The organism is Candidatus Pelagibacter sp. HIMB1593, assembly GCF_052047755.1.
Lineage (GTDB): Bacteria > Pseudomonadota > Alphaproteobacteria > Pelagibacterales > Pelagibacteraceae > Pelagibacter.
Genome location: NZ_JBNAJK010000001.1, coordinates 1,246,235 through 1,264,355, shown reverse-complemented (window position 1 = coordinate 1,264,355; position 18,121 = coordinate 1,246,235). Strand labels below are relative to the sequence as shown.

Genomic DNA, 18,121 nt, shown 5'->3' with positions numbered 1-18,121 from the left:
ATTAAATATATATATATATTTTAGAACTAATAATTCTTTACCTAGCTATTCGTTTTAACATAGAGTGTTAATATTAATATTAATAGAGGGGAAAAAAATGAAAAAAATAATGTCATTATTATCTGCTCTAGTTATTTCTGTAGTAAGTTTCTCAGGAATTTCTAACGCTGATAGCAAAAAGCCCATCGTAATCCCAACTCATAACTGGTCATCTCAAATTGTAATGGCTTACGTTATTGGTGGAATTTTTGAAAGCATGGGTAACAATGTAAAATATGTAAACGCTGACTCACAAGCGGTTTATGAATCAATCAGAATTGGAGACGTAACTATTTCTCACGAAGTATGGGAGTCTGCATTCGGTAAGTCATTTACTACTGCTTTAGACAAAGGTGGTTTACTTGACTGGGGTGATCATGAGGCAAGAACTCTTGAAGATATGGGTTACCCGAACTGGGTTGTTGAAAAAGGTTTGTGCCCAGGTCTACCAGATTGGACAGCTTTAAAAAATCCAGACTGTGCTAAAAACTTTACAACACCTGACTCTCCAGATGGAAAAGGAAGAATGTTGGAAGGACCTCAAAGTTGGCATGGTGATTTAATTCCGCAAAGAGTTGAAGCTTTAGGCTTAGGTGATCTTTGGTGGGTTAAATTTGCTGGAGGTGCAGATGCACTTTGGGCTGAATTAGCAGCGGCTGAAAAAGAAGGAAGAGGAACTATAATCTTTAACTGGACACCAAACTTTACAGATGGTGCTGGTTTTACATTTATTGACTTCCCTCCATACACAGCAGGTTGCAGACCAGAAGATGGTGGTGATGGTAAATGTGGTTCTCCTGATGGATACTTGAAAAAAGCAGTTCATGAGGATTTCCCAAAAACTCACCCAGACGCAGCAGCAGCATTTAAAAAGATGTCATTCTCAACAAGTCACATTGGTGCGATGGCAGCTTTAGTTGATGTTGATAAGATGACTCACGAAGATGCAGCTAAAAAATGGTTAGCTGACAACGAGTCAGTTTGGAAACCTTTTACTAAATAAGGGTAAAAGTTAAAAAAATTAAAATCTCCCCCAACTTGTTTGGGGGGGATTTTTTTTTATTCTAATTTGTGTAAAGTGACAAAATGAAAAAATTTCTAATTTTCATATTTTTAATTTCTTTAATTAACTCATCTGCATTTGCTCGAAGTACAGGATGCAAAGAAGGAAACTGTGAAAATGGTTTTGGCAAATGGATTTATACCGACAAGACAACTTATGAAGGTGAGTGGGTTGCAACAAAAAAAGAAGGTCAAGGAGTTGAGACATGGCCTAACGGATATATTTACAAAGGTGAATTTAAAAATAGTCAATGGAGTGGAAAAGGAATTTTAACTTTTCCTGATGGATCTACTTATGAAGGTGAATGGTCCAACGGTTTCATGAATGGACAAGGAACATTTACTTGGGCAGACGGTAAACAAAAATCAGGTACTTGGATAAACGGAAAGTTACAAGAGTAATGTCGAACGAAAATAGTTTAAATAAAACTGAGGACAATTCAAATTCAACAAAGCAATTTATTGGTTTAGTTATTGTTACTGCAATAGTGATAGCTTTTTTTGCTGTTTTAAATGGAATATTTGGAGGGGGAGACGAGCTTGTAGAAAAAATGAAATTGGAAGAACAAAGAATTGCTGAAGAAAGAAAACTAAGTGAATTAATATCTAAATTACCTTCAGGAATTTTAGTATCCTTCGATGGAACTGACCACTATAGATTAACTGATGAGGTATATGAGCAAGTATGTAAAGCTACGAAATTAATTCCACAACGAGCAATTATGGGTGCTAATTTTTTAAATTTTAGAGCACACGAGATTTATACAATAAACGGAAATAAAATTGATGAAACTTTTGTCAAATGGGATCAAGAAAAAGGCAAGTGTTATGCAGGTTTTACGGTAAGTGGAAACAATGTTGGGGTAGATGAAACTATTACTGTTAGTGGAGAAGCTTTGAGTTTTTTAAGTACAGGTATTGATACTAGAGTTTACTATATTAAGAATTTTTAATGATGAAAGGTTATAATAATTAACATTTAAATTTTATTGAATTTCATATAACTTTGAGAAGATTTATGTCTGAGACCGTTATTAAGTGTGAGTCAGTTTATAAAATTTTTGGTGAGAATGCCAAAAAAATGCTTGAAGAATCTAACGGTAATGTAGATGCAAAAACATTTCAAGAAAACGGCTGCATAGTTGGAGTTAACAACGCTTCGTTTGAAGTTTCAAAAGGAGAAATGCTAGTAGTAATGGGTTTATCTGGTTCAGGTAAATCAACATTACTAAGATGTATTTCAAGATTAACAGACGCAACTGGAGGAAAAATTTTCATAGAAGGTCAAGATCTACTTCAATTGAATAATAAAGAATTAATTGAGCTTAGAAGAAATAAAATGGGAATGGTTTTTCAAAGCTTTGCCTTGTTGCCTCACAAAACGGTTGTAGAAAATATTGCTTTCCCACTTCAGATAAAGGGTATTAAGACTGAGGATAGTATTAGTAGAGCAATGGAAATGGTTAAACTAGTTGGACTTGATGGAAGAGAAAATTATTTTCCAAGAGAGCTTTCAGGAGGTCAACAACAAAGAGTTGGGATTGCTCGATCTTTAGCAGTGGAACCTGATATTTGGTTTTTAGATGAACCGTTTTCAGCATTAGACCCACTAATAAGAAAAGAAATGCAAGACGAGTTTTTAAGATTGCAAGAAAAATTACAAAAAACAATTATGTTTATTACTCATGATTTTGACGAGGCTTTAAAATTAGCTGATCGAATTGCGATCATGAAAGATGGCATTATAGAACAGTTAGATACACCTGCCAACATTGTTTTAAATCCAGCTACAGAATATGTAAGAAAATTTACTGAAGAAGTTCCAAGAGAAAAAGTTTTAGTCATTGAAGATGTAATGGATAGTTCAAATAAAGATAATTTAGGAGATATAAAAGTTTCAAAAGACGACATTATCGAAAATGTTGCAGAAAAAATTCTTACCCAAGAAAAAATTGTAGGAGTGGTTGACTCTAATAACAATATTATTGGTTCAATAAAACCTTCAACAATCATTGATACAGTTTTTGGAGGAAGAAAAAATAGTAGCTAAACCATGGAATATTTAAAAAAATACCCAAAGTTGTTTCAATGGATATTTTTGCTGGTTGTATTTTTTGCTCTATGTTTTGCAATAGATGTTCCTGAAACTTATAAATTTATAAGAGGCCAAGCAGAATTTGTAAAAGATCCTAACCAAAGTGTTTATTTTTTTCTAGGTAAAGAAGTCCGATATTATGCGTTTGATGTGTTTTGGAGATTACCACCTTTACTTGGTTGGTTGCCCATTTGGATAAACGACACTTTATTTTTCTTGATGAATGAGTGGATGCCAATGGAGTTTTGGAATGAAGATACTCAAGAGTTTAAAACGAGACCACTGTTATTAGAAATTAGTAGAAATTTAACGTCTTTTATGACGTTTTTGATTGAGTTGATTAGAGAAATTTTGCTTGGTGGATTAGAAACTATAGTAGCATTCACTAGCTGGGATTTTATTGATGCTTATCCTTGGTTAGAATTACCAGGTTTACCTTGGACTATCGTTGCAGCCGGAGCGACAATACTTGCATATAAACTGAGTGGTATAGGACTTGCTTTATTTGCAGGTTTAACAATGGTCTATATTTCAATCTTTGGTCAGTGGAAACCTTCAATGCAAACACTTTCTTTTATATTAGTAGCTGTTCCTCTGTCATTTGCATTCGGTATCAGTTTAGGTATTGCTGCTTACAAAAGTAAAAGAGTTGAAAATGCTTTGTATCCAATTCTTTTAGTGATGCAAACAATGCCTCAATACGCAGTATTAGTTCCTGCCCTTGTTTTGTTCGGTGTTGGTGATCATGCAGCTGTAATAATTACAATGGTAGTAGCAGTACCTCCAATGATTTTATTAACTATTCTTGGACTACGAGCAGTTCCTCCAGAAGTCATCGAAGCAGGAAGAATGAGTGGTTGTACAAATTGGCAGTTAATGACCAAAGTTCTTATCCCAACTGCAAGGAGGGATATCTTAATTGGAGTTAACCAAGTGATAATGGTTTGCTTTTCAATGGCGGTAATCTCTGCGTTTATTGGTGCTAAAGGATTAGGATTTAATCTATTGCTTGCTTTAAACCAACTTAACATCGGGTTAGCTCTTGAAGCAGGTTTATGTATTAGTTTGATTGCAATTCTATTAGATAAAATGTCATTAGCGTGGGCAAATCAACAACAAGATTATTTCGGCAATCTTACTTTCTTCCAAAGAAATAAAAATATTATATTTTTTGGTGGATCAGTAGTTGTTGGAGCTATTCTTGCTTATATCGGAACATTTATTTTTAAAGATACATTTAATTATTTATTTGAAGTTCCACATAACAAAGGATTTTCAACAGCTGATTTTTGGAATAAAGGTGTAGATTGGATTTTTGATACATTTTTTGTTTATATAAAAGCATTTAATACATGGTTAATTACAGAAGTGCTTCAACCAATGAGAGCTTTATACTTAAGAATGCCAGCAGTTGCCACTTTAGTATTAGCTGTAGGTGCTGGTTATCTAATTGGAGGAATTAGATCAGCATTAGTTGTTGCTACTTTAACTTTATTTATAGCGTTAAGTCCGTGGTGGGATAGGGCATTGGTTACATTGTACATGGCAACTTTTGGAGTAGTTGTTTCTTGCATAATAGGTTTCACAGTTGGAACTTTATGTTTCCAGAATAAAAAGTCTGCAGCATTTATGTTAGGGGTTTGTGATATTTTTCAGACGTTCCCATCGTTTGTGTACTTAATTCCTGTAATGATGCTATTTGGAATTACAGATACGTCAGTTTTAATTGCAGTAATTGTTTACGCAACAATTCCAGCAACCAGATATACTATTGAAGGGTTAAGAAGTGTACCTGCTGGTTTGCATGAAGCAGCAACGATGTCTGGCGTTAATAAATTTCAAAGATTAACTAAGATTGAATTTCCATTAGCTTTCCCACATATGATGCTTGGGATAAATCAAACAATCGTATTTGCTTTATTTATGGTCATAATTGGAGCTTTTATTGGAACAGAAGATCTCGGACAATATATTTTAAAAGCTTTGTCAGATAAAAATGGAGCTGGAATAGGTCTAACTCTAGGTATCTGTGTTGCTTTCATAGGATTGATTTTTGATAATTTAATCAGAACTTGGGTTGAGAAAAGAAAAAAACACCTAGGTATAGCTTAGTCCATTGAAAAAATTTATTATTTCTATTGATCAAGGAACGACATCTTCAAGAGTAATTTTATTTGATACAAAAGGCAATATTGTTTTTGTTTCACAATTTGAATTTAAACAATATTTTCCAAAAAATGGATGGGTAGAACATAATCCGAATGAGATCTGGTCCACAACACTTAAAGCTTTAAAACAAGTAATAAATAAAGCCAAAAAATTAAAAGGCCACATACTTACAATCGGAATTACAAATCAAAGGGAAACCACAATTTTGTGGAATAAGAAAACAGGAAAGCCAATTTATAATGCAATTGTATGGCAAGATAGAAGAACCCAAGATTATTGTAAACTGCTTAAGAAAAAAAATTATGAAAATCTATTTAGAAATAAAACTGGATTATTTATAGATCCATATTTTTCAGCAACTAAAATTAAATGGATCTTAGACAATGTTAAAATTTCAAAAAAACTTCTTAATTCAAATGATTTATTGTTTGGGACTGTAGATACATTTTTAATTTGGAAATTAACAAAAGGTAAGCAGCATTTAACCGAAGCATCTAATGCAAGTCGGACAATGCTGTATAATATTAATAACAATAAATGGGATAAAGAAATTTTAAAAAAACTAAATATTCCACAAAAGATTTTACCAGAAGTCAAAAACTCAGCAGATAATTTTGGAAAAACAGATAAAAAAATTACAGGAGTTGAAATTTCAATTTCTGCAGTTCTTGGTGATCAGCAGGCTGCAGCATTTGGACAAACTTGTTTTGAAAAAGGATCTATAAAAAGCACGTATGGTACTGGTGCGTTTGTTATTATGAATACCGGTCCAAAGAAAATTAATTCAAAAAATAAATTACTGACTACTATTTGCTATCGATTAAACAATAAAAATACTTACGCCTTAGAAGGATCAATTTTTATAGCTGGCGCTGGAGTACAATGGTTAAGAGATAAAGTAAAATTGATCAAAAAAGCACCTGAAACTGAAAAAATTTCAAAATCATCTAAAATTAATGACGGTGTTTTTGTTGTACCAGCTTTTAGCGGAATGGGAGCACCTTATTGGAGACCAGATGCAAGAGGAGTAATCACAGGACTAACAAGAGACAGTGATTGGAAAAGTATAGTAAGAGCAACCGTAGAATCTGTTGGTTATCAAAGTTTTGATTTGTTTGATTCAATGAACAAGGATGGTTTGAAACCAAGAATAGTTAAGGTAGATGGTGGAATGGTTGCAAATAATTGGTTCACACAATTTTTAGCTGACATTATTAATTTAAAAGTAGTTAGACCAAAAATATTAGAGACAACTGCTTTGGGTGTAGCTTTGTTAGCTGGACTTCAAATAGGAGAATATAAATCTTTAAATCAAATCAAAAATATGTGGAAAAAAGATCGTGTTTTCTCTCCAAATATTAAAAAAACATTAAGAAACGAACTTTTAGCGGGGTGGAAACTAGCAATTAAAAAAACTTTAGCGTAATTAGTCTCATGAAAAAAGTTTTAATAATAGGAGCGGGTGCAATGGGTGCTGCATTCACTTTTCCCCTTGCTGATAATAATCATAAAGTAACTTTAACCGAGCCTTACAGTAAAGATCTATTAAATAAATTAATAACCAAAAACAAATTTCATCCAGCATTAAAACTTAAGTTATCTAAAAGAGTTTCTGTCAGAAAATTTTCATCAGACTTACTTAATGAAAAATGGGACCTAGTTGTTGTTGGAGTAAGTTCTATTGGAATTGAAATGGTTAGACAGCATTTAAAAAATATAAAGAGAAAAGTTTCTATTCTCGTTTTGACCAAAGGTCTTAAATATGATCGAAATAATAAAAAAATTATTACTATGTCGGAGCAGCTAAACAAAGGAAATCAAAATTTAAATATTTCAGTTTTAAAAGGACCTTGTTTGGCAAAAGAGTTAGCAAAAAAAATCAAAAGTTACACCGTGATAGCTAACAAGAATATTAATATTGCAAAAAATATAGGAAAATTAATCTCAACTAAATATTACAAAACAGAATATTCAAGTGATGTAAAAGGAGTTGAATTTTCATCTGCAATTAAAAACATATATTCAATGATTATTGGATCGGGTGAAGGTGAAAATACTGCTTCAGCCTTATTTAGAAAATCGTTAGATGAAATGGAATATTTGATAAAATATTTTAGAGGTAAAAAAGAAACGGTTCATGGGTTAGCTGGAGTGGGTGACTTATACGTTAGTGCAGTTGGAGGAAGAAATAGTAAAATGGGTGAATATTTAGGAGAAGGTTTTACTTTTAAAGTTGCAAAAAATAAATTTATGAAAAATGATACAGTAGAGGGCGCAGATCTAGCTAAAGAGATTGCACCCTACATATTGAAAAAAATTAATAAAAATAAAATACCACTTATGCATGCACTATTAAGTGCAATCACAAAAAATAAAAAATTAAAAGTTAACTATTAATTATTTATTTAAAAAAGTTTTCATCGAGTCATCCATCGCAGTTTCCCATGGAGTATGGTGTATAGGTGCAACAGAACCTGTAACAGGTGATGAAAACGATTTGTTTCTGTAAGTTAAGATATCCTCTACCTTATGATGTTCCCATTCTTTGAAATGTTTTCTGATTAATTCAAAATCTATTTTTGGATAATCAGACATATCATGAAGTTCTTTTGTGTACTCGGTTTGAAAATCAATCATTTGATCTGGGTTTTCTAATTTTTCCTCCATAGCAACCCATTTATTGATATCTTTGTTGATTTCATCAGCACTTGGCATTTTAATTTTCCCCATAATCACATCTCTTGCAAACCATGCTTGGCAATCAAACATATTAAAAGTATGGAATTGGTCTTGCATACCAAGATATAAAAGTTTTTGATTATCTTGCCAAACAACTCCTTTATATAATTTCGGCGGATATAATCTGTTATGTGTTTTTAACTTAATACTTTCATCTAAAAATGGAAAATGATGCAGGTAACCAGTGCACAAGATTATTGCATCTGCATCTTGTTCAGTACCATCTTTAAAAATTGCTTTTTTTCCTTCCAATCTATCTAGATAATGAACTTCTTTCATACCTTTAGGCCATTTAAATCCCATAGGTGCATTTCGATATCCAATAGTTACACTTTTAGCTCCGTATTTATTACACTGCAGAGCAACATCCTCAGCTGAATAACTGCTTCCTAAAACAATCACATCTTTTCCTCTAAACTCTTCTGCATCTCTAAAATCATGTGAATGCATTATTCTTCCTGGAAAAGAATTCATTCCTTTATATTCAGGAATAAAAGGAACAGAAAAATGACCAGTAGAAACAACTAAATAATCAAATGTATTTTTTGAAATTTCATCTTTAGCTTTGTCTTGATAAGTAATTTCAAATTTTTCATTACTGAAAGTTACATTTGTAACTCTTGTGTTTAGTTTTATTTTATTTTTAATTTTGCCTTTGCTTACTCTCCCAAGAATATAATCTTGTAAAACTTCTCTTGGCGGAAAAGAAGGAATTGGTTGCCCAAAATGTTCATCAAAAGAATAATCTGCAAACTCTAAACATTCTTTAGGGCCATTTGACCACAAATATCTATACATACTATTATGAACTGGGTCTCCATATTGGTCACTACCTGTTCTCCAATTATAGTTCCACAAACCTCCCCAATCTTCTTGTTTTTCAAAACAAACTATTTCAGGAATTTTTTCACCTTTATTTTCTAAGTGTTCGAATGCTCTTAACATTGATAGACCGCAAGGTCCTGCTCCAATAATTGCAATTTTACTCATTGTGTTTTCTCCAGTTTATAAATATGCTTTCTAAATATAAACAAATTAAAAATAAAATTACAATATAATTATTAACTCAAGATGGCAGAGATAAATATTTCTAACATAAACAAATCTTTTGGATCTACGCATGTGATCAAAGACGTGTCTTTAGATATTAAAAGTGAATCTTTCACTGTATTGGTTGGGCCAAGTGGATGTGGTAAATCAACAATGTTAAGAATGATAGCTGGCTTAGAGGAGATCAACTCAGGAACAATTTCAATAGACGCACAAGTTGTGAATGATCTTCCACCAAAGGAAAGAAACATAGCAATGGTCTTTCAATCTTATGCTTTGTATCCACATATGACTGTGTTTGATAACATGGCTTTTGGATTAAAGATTGAAAAAAAATCTAAAGAAGAAATTACTGAAAGAGTTATGGAGGCTGCTAAAATTCTTCAAATTGAAGAATACTTAGAGAGAAAACCAAAACAATTATCAGGAGGACAAAGACAAAGAGTTGCAATTGGTAGAGCCATTACAAGAAAACCAAAAGTATTTTTGTTTGACGAACCTCTGTCTAACTTAGATGCAGCTTTAAGAGTTCAGATGAGAGTAGAATTAGCTAAATTGCATGATCAATTAAATGCAACAATGATTTACGTTACTCACGATCAAACAGAAGCAATGACACTTGCAGATGATATAGTTGTATTAGATCAAGGTATTGTTTCTCAGAAAGGATCACCTTTAAAACTTTACAACGAACCTGAAAATTTGTTTGTAGGTGGATTTATTGGTTCTCCAAAGATGAACTTTATTAATTCTAAAGTTATAAGTTCCAATAATTCTGGAACTGAAGTTGAAATTTCAGGACAAGGAAAAATTATTGTTCCAAAAACTTCAGATAAAGTTTCACCTGGAGATAATGTAAAGATTGGTATCAGACCTGAGCATATCTTAATAAATAGTGGTGAAAAATGTTGGGAGAGCAAAGTATTCGTAATTGAAAAATTAGGTTCATCTACTTTTTTGTATCTTGAAAAAGAGGGAGAACCTCTAGTAGTTCAAACTGATGGAGCCAGCAAAGTTAACGTAGGCGACAATCTAAGCTTAAATTTCGATCTAAACAAATGTCATTTATTTGATAGCAATAATTTAGCCTTTAAATAAAGGTTTTTTTCATTTCTTGTTGAAACTTACTCAAACGAGATATGACACTATTGCATAAGAAATTTCTTTTTAAAAATAATAAGGTTTAATTAAAATAATAATAAGGAGATAACAATGTTTAAAAAAACATTAATAGTATTATCTGCTTTAGCATTTTTTATTAATAATGTTGCTTTTGCAGATATCAAGTTTTGGACAACTGAAACTCAACCAGCAAGAATGGCTAAGCAAGAAGATATGGCTAAAGCGTTTGAAGCAAAAACTGGTATTGCAGTTGAAGTTATTCCAATCGATGAAAAAGAGTTAGGTAAAAGAGCAACAGCTGCAGCTGCAGCAGGTGATTTACCTGATGTAATTTATCATACACTACAATATGTATTGCCATGGGCTGAAGCAGGAATTTTAGATGTTGATGCTAACAATGATGTAGTTAAAGAATTAGGCAAGAAAACATTTGCACCAGGTGCATTGAACATGGCTAAAAAAGGAACTAAGATAGCTGCTGTTCCTGTAGATGGTTGGACACAAATGATCGTTTATAGAAAAGATCTATTTAAAAAAGCTGGCCTAGAACCACCAACAAGTTATGAAAACATCGTTAAAGCAGTAGAGGCATTATCATCTGACGATATGTTTGGTTTTGTTGCTGCAACTAAAACAGATGAAAACTTTATGAGTCAGGTTTTAGAGCATGTTTTGTTGGCAAACGGAGTGAATATAGTAAAAAGTGGTAATCAAGGCTGGAAATTAAAAAGAGCTTTAGAGTTTTATAAAATAATCGCTAAAGCGAGTCCTCCAGGAGAATTATACTGGAAACAGTCAAGAGAACTGTACTTTGCTGGAAAAACTCCAATGATTATTTGGTCTCCATTTATTATGGATGAACTTGCTGGCTTAAGAGATTCAGCTCCACCAACAATTAATGATGATCCAACATCTCCAGAGTTAGCATCAAGAACTGGTTTTATAACTAACTTTAGTGGACCAGGTAATAAAAGTGGTGCTGCTTGGGCAGATGTAAGGTATTTTGGAATTACAGCAGACGCTGATACAGATGAAGCAAAACAATTTATAATGTATTCAATGGACGAAGGTTACACGAGCACATTATCAATTGCGCCAGAAGGTAAGTTTCCAGTAAGAAGAGGAAACTCAACTGACCCTGAAGCTTTCACAAAAGCTTGGAGTAAATTGCCTGTTGGTGTTGATAGAAAAGCTGCTTTAACAGATTTGTATTCAGAAGATGTTATCAACAATATTGTTGCTGGTTTAGATACTGCAAGCAGATGGGGAGTTAAAGAAGGTAAGCTCTCGATGGCTTCTAAAATAATCAACTCTCAATTTTTAAACCGTATCACAAGATTATATATTGATGATCAAATTGACGTTGATGAAGCAGTAGATATGATCAACAAATCATTAAAGCAATTCAAATAATTTTAATTTTTTGAAAAAAGCGGATAATATTAATTATCCGCTTTTTTTATGAGTAATTCACTTTCAAAAATAGAAAAAAGAACTGCTTATGCTTTAACTTTGCCAGCAGTTCTAATTGTATTTGCAATAGTATTATTTCCAATATTTTCAAACGTTTGGATTAGTTTTAAAGAAGTTCAATTAAAAGATATAAGAATTCCAGAGCCAAGAGCAAAAAAAATAGTCAAATCTATTAAAAACGAAGATACAAAAATTAAGATTATCTATAAATTAAGAAATAGTTCCTTAATTCAAGATATTAGAAATGTTAAATTTCAAGACAAATTCCCAAGCAATGTTAAACCAATTGATTTAGATGAGAGATGTAAGGTCACCTCAAATAATGTTCAGTGTGATTTTGGTAATTGGTCAAAAAAATATAGAGAGCAATTTGTAATTTTTTTTGAGACAAAAAATGGTGAAAAAATTGATAAGAAACAATTTAAACTAAGTAAACCCAATTTAAAAGGAAAAGCAGAAAATATTCTGCTCACAAGTGATTTTACTTTTTCAAATTTTAAAAAAGTAATCACAAATTATGAATTTAAAGATTTATTATTAACAACATTTTATTATACTTTTTTTGGAACAGTGGGTGCAATTGTTTTTGGAATTTTGTCAGCCCAAATGGTAAATCAAAAATTTAGAGGTCGAAGCTTTGTTAGAAGTACATTATTGTTTCCTTATGTAGCTCCTGTTGTAGCCTTGGCGTTTACATGGGAACTTTTATTAGACCCTAATAGCGGTACTTTAAATAATCTATTACTAAATTATAGTATAATAGATAAGCCAATAAATTTATTGGGTCAAAAGTATGTATCAATTTTTGTTTTTGGTTTTGAATTTAAATTAAGATTAGCGCTAACAACTGTTATTATCTTTGAAATTTGGAGATATTTTCCATTAGCTTTTCTTTTTATATTAGCAAGACTTCAAGCAGTGCCTAAAGAACTTTATGAGGCAGCAGATATTGATGGAGCAGGCCCTTACACTAAATTTATGAATATAACATTGCCGCAGATTACAGCAGTGATTTCAATTTTATTCATGATTAGATTTATTTGGAATTTTAACAAGTTTGAAGATATTTTTCTTTTAACTGGTGGTGCATCTGGCACTAGAACACTTCCAATAAATGTTTATGAACAGGGATTTTCAATAGGAAATATTGGTATGGGGTCGGCTGTATCAATGGTGATTGTACTATTACTTTTATTTTTCATGTTAATTTATTTTAAACTGATAGGAAAAAGAGCCAATGAGAGTTAAATCAATTATTACTTTCAGTTTAATTTCTTCATTTTTTTTATTTTCTCTAATTTCTATTTGGAAAATTCTTTCTACATTACAAGGAATTGAACTTAAAACTTTAAATTTCAATTTTTATTTTTTAAGTGGAATTATAATTTCTATTATTTCAATTTTCTTAAGTGAAAAATTAAACAAGTTATTTAAAGTAATTTTATTAGCATCTGTGTTTGTTTTAGTTGATTATTTTATTAATAGCTCTTTACCTATTTGGCATTATATAGGTACATTTTTGATCCTATTATTTTTTGTTAATAAGCTATCAAATTATAACAAAAAACATTTTAGTTATGATTTTTCAGCACAAATTATATTTTTTGATTTTTTAACTTTATTTGGAATAATTTTTTTTTCTTTTGTAATTTTATTCCCATTTTACTTGATGTTAGTAACAAGTTTCAAAACCCAAGCTCTTTTATTAATTAATCCTTTAGATTTTAGTATCGATTTTACACAAAATATAAAATCTTTATTCAAATCCTATATTATAGTTTTTACCGAATATAATTTTGGCAGGTACATGCTTAATAGTTCAATTGTCTCAGTAGGCACGGTTATAATTACTTTATTACTTGGGATCCCAGCAGCTTATGCAGTTGCAAGATTGAACTTTTTTGGAAAACACTTTTTGTCTACTTCTATTTTAATTATCTATATGTTTCCTGCGATAGTACTTGTAATTCCTCTATACACTGTTTTTAGCCAGTTAGGTTTAAGAAATTCTGTATTTGGATTATTGATTATTTATACAGCTACAACACTGCCAGTTGCAATTTATATGCTCCAAGGATATTTCAAAAGTATACCAAAGGAACTTGAAGAAGCAGGTATAATGGATGGGCAAAATTGGTTTGGAATTATTGTTAAAATCATTTTACCCTTAAGCTTACCAGCAATTGCCTCTGTAGCATTATATGTATTTATGATTGCCTGGAATGAGTTTTTATTTTCACTAATGTTTTTAGATAGTCCTAGCTCATTTACATTATCAAGAGCAATACAGTTTTTAAATGTAGGGGCTGAAACGCCTAGACAATATTTGATGGCTGGTTCAGTTGTTGTAACCTTGCCAATTTTATTTATTTTTGTTTATTTTGAAAAATATTTAGTTAGTGGATTAACATCAGGGAGCGTTAAGGGTTAATGAGTTTGTTAAAAAGAGAAGCTGAAAATATTTTATTAAATAATAGGCGTGACGGATATACTCTGCCTACAAATAATAAGTTATACCCAGCACAATGGAATTGGGACTCAGCATATATAGCTCTCGGTTATTCTTATTTTAATAAAGAATACGCAATAGTTGAGCTAGAAAAGTTGTTCGAGGGACAATGGTCTGATGGTATGGTTCCTCATATTTTATTTCATCATAAGGATGAAAATTATTTTCCAAACCATAATACTTGGCAGTGTGGTGAAAAAATTCCATCATCTGGAATAACTCAACCTCCTATAGTTTCAAGTATTTTAAAATTAATGTTGGATAAGCATGAATTTAGTTCTAGTGAAATGGAAAGAATTTTGAATTTAGTAAAAAAAACAAAAAATTATTTAGAATGGTTTTACAAATATAGAGACCCAAATGATACTGGTTTAGTTTCTATATTGCATCCATGGGAAAGTGGCACAGATAATTCACCTTTATGGGATTTTCCTTTAAGTAAAATTTTAATTGAAGAAAATCTTGAATACAAAAGAAGAGATTTAGATGTTTCAAGTAGTGATGTACGACCACTTAAAAGAGACTATGATTGTTACATTACTCTTTTAAATCAGTTCAGAAATGAAAAATATAATCCTGAAAAACTCTATGATATTTCAAAGTTTAATGTCGCTGATATTGGTTTTAATTCATTTTTTCTGAAAGCTTGTAAAGATCTAGTCGATATTGCATCAAAAAATAATATTGAATGTACATCAATTCAAAAAAAAATAACAAAAACTGAAAGTAAATTGATTAGTCTGTATAATCAAAAAGATAATTCGTTTTATTCATACGATGTTTTAAATAAGCAATCATTAGATATCCCTTCTATTACAAATTATTTTATTTTGTTTGCAGATATTCAAAATAAAGAAATTAATAACTCAGTAATTCAAAGTTTAAAAAAGTATAATTCTAATGAAAAATATTTCTTTTCTTCAATAAAGCCTGATAGCAAATATTTTGAGGAGATAAGATATTGGAGAGGACCTGTTTGGATTAATTGTAATTGGATTTTATACAAAGGATTATTGGAAAAAGACTTGGATTTTGCCAACAAAATCAAATCACATACATTAGATATAATACATGAAAAGAATTTTCACGAATATTACAGTTGTAAATCAGGAACTCCTTATGGTGCTAATAACTTTTCTTGGTCAGCAGCTTTATATTTGGATTTAATAAATTAAAAGTCTAGTGGAATGGAATTCTCTTCCACAAGTTTCTTGAAAAAATAATATGATTTTTTAGGTGTTCTTTTTAAAGTTTTAAAATCTACATGTACTATTCCAAATCTCTTTTCAAATCCTAATGCCCATTCAAAATTATCCATGAATGTCCATACAAAGTAACTTTTAACTTTGGCTCCATCATCGATAGATTTTTTTACAGCAGTTAAATATTTTTTAAAATAATCAATCCGATCCGTGTCATTAATTTCTCCATTTTTTTCAATTAAATCTGGATATGCAGCACCATTTTCAGTTAAATAAATATCTGGATTCCCATAATTATTTTTTAAATCCATAATTTGATCATAATAAGCATCTGGTACAATTTCCCATCCCATAAGAGTTAACTTTGTATCTTTATCTTCAAGACCAAAAGGTAATTCATCATTAACTGCCCCTCTTGCCTTGAGCAAATTATTGTTATCAGCTTTTATTCTATAATGTTGATAATGGTTTAATCCTATAAAATCATTTTTTTGAAAAATAGTTTTCATGTCATCTTGTTGAATATGTTTTGAGACATCATCAATTAATAATTCTGGATACTTTCCAAGATACATAGGGTCAGCAAATGATCTATTCCAATAAGTATCAAATAATTTAGTAGCATGAAGATCTTCACTTGATTTTGTAGCAGGAATGCAGGGTGCCATATTAAATGAACAGCCAATTTTAATTTTATCTTTTAAAGATTTCATTGCTTGAAAAGCTTTACCATGTGCAAGATTAACATTATGTATTGATGCAAAATACTTCTCTAAATCTTTGTATCCTGGAGCCATGTATCCATCTACATATCCGTAAATTGTAAAAACAGCTGGCTCATTAAATGTGATAAAATGATTACATCTGTCTCCAAAACTTTTAACAACAGCCTCCGAATAATCTGCAAATATATTTGTCATGTCTCTATTTGCCCAACCTCCTTTATCTTGTAGAGATTGAGGAAGGTCCCAATGATATAAAGTTATGAAAGGTTCAATATTTTTTTCTAAACATTTGTCTATTAACCTTGAATAAAAATCTATACCTTTTGAGTTTGTTTTTCCAATCCCGTCCGGAATAATCCTAGTCCATGCTAAAGAAAATCTATAGGAATTTAGATTTATATTAGCCATCAACTCAATATCTTCTTCGTATCTATGATAATGATCTACAGCAGTATCTCCGTTTTCATTATTTTTTACCTTCCCAGGTGTATGTGTGAAAGTATCCCAAATACTTTTACTCTTTCCATCTTTATCAATAGCACCTTCTATTTGGTAACTTGCAGTTGCAGTTCCCCAAAAAAAACCATCAGGAAATTTGTTTTTCATATTAATTAAATTTTGGTATCCAATTTTTGTGAGCTATTAATAATTCATCTACCATAGAACTTATTTGATCTAAACTTAATAAAGAAGAAGTAAGTGGATCCAACATAGCTGCATGATAAATAGCATCTTTCTTTTTAGTTCTTAAAGCTTCAACAGTTAACTGTTGTACATTTATATTAGTTTTCATTAGGTTTGCTAAATGCATAGGTAAATCACCAACTTTTTGTGGGTTAATTCCCTCATTATTTATTTTACATGGTACTTCAACACAACAATCATCTGGTAAATTAGAAATTAACTTATTATTTAAAACATTTCCATTAATTGTGTCTTCTTTTCCTTCTACAATTGATACAATTATTCGTGAAGCATACTCTAAAGACTTCTCACAAACAAATTTTTCTCCATCTAATAAATTTTGCTCTTGTTGATCCCACTCTTTAATTTGTTTTTTGCACCTTCTAATATATTCATTAATTGGAATATTGAATTCACTTAATAAGTCCTCTCTGTTATTTTTAATAAACCAAGGAGTATATTCTGCAAAGTGTTCAGATGATTCAGTAACAAAATATCCAAATTTTTCTAAAACTTTATATCTAACTTCATTCGTGCATCCATCCCAATTGGTTCCAAATGTTTTTTCTTTTCCAGCTTTAAAAATTTTAGGATAAAGATTTTCTTTTTTTCCATCAGAATTAATTTTTTCAAACTTAGTATAAAAAGACATATGATTGATACCTGAACATTCATAACTAATATTTTTAATATCCTCACCAATATCTTTTGCTAAATCTTCAGCAGTTCCTTGTACAGAATGACAAAGCCCAACATATTTAAGCTCAGGGGCAAATTTAGACAATGCTAAACAATTAATTGCCATAGGATTAACATACTGCAACATAGTTGCGCCCGGACAAACTTCATTCATATCTTTTGCAACGGACAACAAAGCAGGGACTGTTCTCAATCCTCTCATAATTCCACCTATTCCTAAAGTGTCACCAATAGTTTGTTTTAGTCCATACTTTGCTGGTATTTCAAAATCAATAACTGTAGAAGGCTCATAACCTCCTATTTGAAACATTAATATTACGAAGTTAGCTCCACTGAGTGCTTTTTTTTGATTTTTTTCAATTATAATTTTTGGATTTACACCTATTGATTTTGCAACTTTTTCTGCGACTAAATTTGAGGTTTTTAATCTTCTTTCATCAATATCTTGCAAAACTATTTCACAGTTACTGAAATTTTTTTCAAGTAAAATATCTGTAAGTATATTTTTCATAAATACAGTACTTCCTGCTCCAATAAATGTAACTTTAATCAT

The 18,121-nt window shown here is 30.9% G+C and carries 15 protein-coding genes; 12 read left to right on the top strand and 3 right to left on the bottom strand.

Annotated features, from left to right (window positions below; translation table 11 throughout):
* The first annotated feature begins 97 nt into the window (after window positions 1–97).
* From ACTTA0_RS06710 to ACTTA0_RS06680, 7 genes are all read left to right on the top strand, one after another.
* The gene (locus ACTTA0_RS06710; RefSeq protein WP_262590397.1) at window positions 98–1,042 is read left to right on the top strand and encodes an ABC transporter substrate-binding protein; all 945 of its coding nucleotides are present in this window, start codon (window positions 98–100) and stop codon (window positions 1,040–1,042) included.
* An 83-nt stretch (window positions 1,043–1,125) separates the two neighbouring features.
* Entirely contained in the window at window positions 1,126–1,503 is a 378-nt protein-coding gene (locus tag ACTTA0_RS06705; RefSeq protein ID WP_440618163.1) for an MORN repeat-containing protein, read from the top strand.
* Entirely contained in the window at window positions 1,503–2,054 is a 552-nt protein-coding gene (locus tag ACTTA0_RS06700) for a hypothetical protein (RefSeq protein WP_440618164.1), read from the top strand. The genes ACTTA0_RS06705 and ACTTA0_RS06700 overlap by 1 nt, the downstream gene beginning before the upstream one ends.
* 65 nt (window positions 2,055–2,119) lie before the next feature.
* Window positions 2,120–3,151, top strand: a complete 1,032-nt coding sequence (locus ACTTA0_RS06695) for a quaternary amine ABC transporter ATP-binding protein (RefSeq protein WP_440614094.1) — start codon at window positions 2,120–2,122, stop codon at window positions 3,149–3,151.
* A 3-nt stretch (window positions 3,152–3,154) separates the two neighbouring features.
* Window positions 3,155–5,308 carry an ABC transporter permease gene (locus tag ACTTA0_RS06690; protein WP_440676513.1) on the top strand — a complete coding sequence of 718 codons (2,154 nt, stop codon included), beginning with the start codon at window positions 3,155–3,157 and terminating at the stop codon, window positions 5,306–5,308.
* A gap of 4 nt (window positions 5,309–5,312) precedes the next feature.
* The gene (gene glpK, locus ACTTA0_RS06685) at window positions 5,313–6,791 is read left to right on the top strand and encodes a glycerol kinase GlpK (protein WP_440676512.1); all 1,479 of its coding nucleotides are present in this window, start codon (window positions 5,313–5,315) and stop codon (window positions 6,789–6,791) included.
* A gap of 8 nt (window positions 6,792–6,799) precedes the next feature.
* Window positions 6,800–7,762, top strand: coding sequence for a 2-dehydropantoate 2-reductase N-terminal domain-containing protein (locus ACTTA0_RS06680; protein ID WP_440676511.1), 963 nt, complete (start codon window positions 6,800–6,802; stop codon window positions 7,760–7,762).
* Here ACTTA0_RS06680 and ACTTA0_RS06675 read toward each other — a convergent pair whose 3' ends face one another.
* On the bottom strand, window positions 7,763–9,094 hold the full coding sequence (locus ACTTA0_RS06675; protein WP_440676510.1) for an NAD(P)-binding domain-containing protein: 1,332 nt from the start codon (window positions 9,092–9,094) through the stop codon (window positions 7,763–7,765).
* A gap of 81 nt (window positions 9,095–9,175) precedes the next feature.
* Here ACTTA0_RS06675 and ACTTA0_RS06670 point away from each other — a divergent pair, with 81 nt between their 5' ends.
* The 5 genes from ACTTA0_RS06670 (at window position 9,176) to ACTTA0_RS06650 (ending at window position 15,433) form a co-directional block, all read left to right on the top strand.
* Entirely contained in the window at window positions 9,176–10,252 is a 1,077-nt protein-coding gene (locus ACTTA0_RS06670; RefSeq protein WP_440676509.1) for an ABC transporter ATP-binding protein, read from the top strand.
* 114 nt (window positions 10,253–10,366) lie between these two features.
* On the top strand, window positions 10,367–11,689 hold the full coding sequence (locus ACTTA0_RS06665) for an ABC transporter substrate-binding protein (protein ID WP_440676508.1): 1,323 nt from the start codon (window positions 10,367–10,369) through the stop codon (window positions 11,687–11,689).
* A gap of 48 nt (window positions 11,690–11,737) precedes the next feature.
* Window positions 11,738–12,997, top strand: a complete 1,260-nt coding sequence (locus ACTTA0_RS06660) for a carbohydrate ABC transporter permease (protein WP_440676507.1) — start codon at window positions 11,738–11,740, stop codon at window positions 12,995–12,997.
* Window positions 12,987–14,180, top strand: coding sequence for a carbohydrate ABC transporter permease (locus tag ACTTA0_RS06655; protein ID WP_440676506.1), 1,194 nt, complete (start codon window positions 12,987–12,989; stop codon window positions 14,178–14,180). The genes ACTTA0_RS06660 and ACTTA0_RS06655 overlap by 11 nt, the downstream gene beginning before the upstream one ends.
* Window positions 14,180–15,433: an MGH1-like glycoside hydrolase domain-containing protein gene (locus ACTTA0_RS06650; RefSeq protein ID WP_440676505.1), complete on the top strand. Its 1,254-nt coding sequence runs from the start codon at window positions 14,180–14,182 to the stop codon at window positions 15,431–15,433. Before ACTTA0_RS06655 ends, ACTTA0_RS06650 begins: the two co-directional genes overlap by 1 nt.
* Here the strand turns inward: ACTTA0_RS06650 and ACTTA0_RS06645 are convergent.
* Both ACTTA0_RS06645 and ACTTA0_RS06640 read right to left on the bottom strand, forming a co-directional pair.
* Window positions 15,430–16,791 carry a GH1 family beta-glucosidase gene (locus tag ACTTA0_RS06645; protein WP_440676504.1) on the bottom strand — a complete coding sequence of 454 codons (1,362 nt, stop codon included), beginning with the start codon at window positions 16,789–16,791 and terminating at the stop codon, window positions 15,430–15,432. The two genes, ACTTA0_RS06650 and ACTTA0_RS06645, sit on opposite strands and share 4 nt — an antisense overlap.
* 1 nt (window position 16,792) lies before the next feature.
* A complete protein-coding gene (locus tag ACTTA0_RS06640; RefSeq protein WP_440676503.1) occupies window positions 16,793–18,121 on the bottom strand; it encodes an alpha-glucosidase/alpha-galactosidase in 1,329 nt (442 codons plus the stop codon).